Here is a 1191-nt window from a genome sequence, read left to right as displayed (position 1 = left end):
GCAGCCTCAAGGACGTGCCCAACACCCAGCTGGCCACCACCGTGGTCAAGGCCGCCATTGAACGCGCCGGCATCGCCGCCGATCTGGTCGGCCATGTGGTCATGGGCAATGTGATTCCCACCGACACCCGGGACGCCTATCTGTCGCGCGTGGCCGCCGTCGATGCGGGCTGCCCCATCGCGACCCCGGCCTTCAACGTCAACCGCCTGTGCGGCTCGGGCCTGCAGGCCATTGTCTCGGCGGCCCAGGCCATCGCCCTGGGCGACTGCGAGGTGGCCATCGGCGCGGGCTCCGAGAACATGAGCCGCGGCCCCTATTTCGACCAGGCCGCGCGCTGGGGCGCGCGCATGGGCGACAGCAAGAGCATCGACTACATGCTGGGCATCCTGCACGACCCCTGGCAGAAGATGCACATGGGCGTCACGGCCGAGAACGTGGCCGAGCGCTACCAGATCAGCCGCCATATGCAGGACGAGCTGGCCGTGCTCAGCCAGCAGCGCGCGGCCGCGGCCATAGAGGCCGGCCGCTTCAAGGAGCAGATCGTGCCCATGGAGATCGCCACCCGCAAGGGCGTGGTGCTGTTCGACACCGACGAGCATGTGCGCGCCGCGACCACGCTGGAGACCCTGGCCGGCATGAAGCCCGCGTTCAAGAAGGAAGGCGGCACGGTCACGGCCGGCAATGCCTCGGGCATCAACGACGGCGCGGGCGCCGTGCTGCTGATGAGCGAGCAGGCCGTCCAATCCAGCGGTGTCAAGCCCCTGGCGCGCCTGGTGGGCTATGCCCATGCGGGCGTGGAGCCCGCCTACATGGGCATAGGCCCGGTGCCGGCCACGCAGAAGGTGCTGGCCCGCACCGGTCTGAAGATTCAGGACATGGACGTGATCGAGGCCAACGAGGCGTTTGCGGCCCAGGCCTGCGCGGTGATCCAGCAGCTGGGCCTGGACCCGGCCAAGGTCAACCCCAACGGCTCGGGCATCTCGTTGGGCCACCCGGTGGGGGCCACGGGCGCGATCATCACCACCAAGGCCATTGCCGAGCTGCAGCGCACGGGCGGTCGCTACGCGCTGGTGACCATGTGCATAGGCGGAGGCCAGGGCATTGCGGCGATTTTTGAGCGTGTGTAAGCAGCTTTGAATCCACAAAGAAAAAGGCCTGCCAGAGTGATCTGACAGGCCTTTTTTAATAGCT

1 protein-coding gene is annotated in these 1191 nt (G+C 67.4%); it reads left to right on the top strand.

The genetic code is table 11. The features are described 5' to 3' along the window. A partial coding sequence (locus AB6724_RS21780; RefSeq protein ID WP_369340622.1) for an acetyl-CoA C-acyltransferase family protein occupies positions 1-1127 on the top strand: 1127 nt, incomplete at its 5' end. Between the last annotated feature and the right edge of the window lie 64 nt (positions 1128-1191).

The organism is Comamonas guangdongensis (assembly GCF_041079535.1).
GTDB lineage: Bacteria > Pseudomonadota > Gammaproteobacteria > Burkholderiales > Burkholderiaceae_C > Comamonas > Comamonas guangdongensis.
Note: the sequence above shows the minus strand (reverse complement) of the source record. Positions and strands in the feature narration are given on the sequence as shown.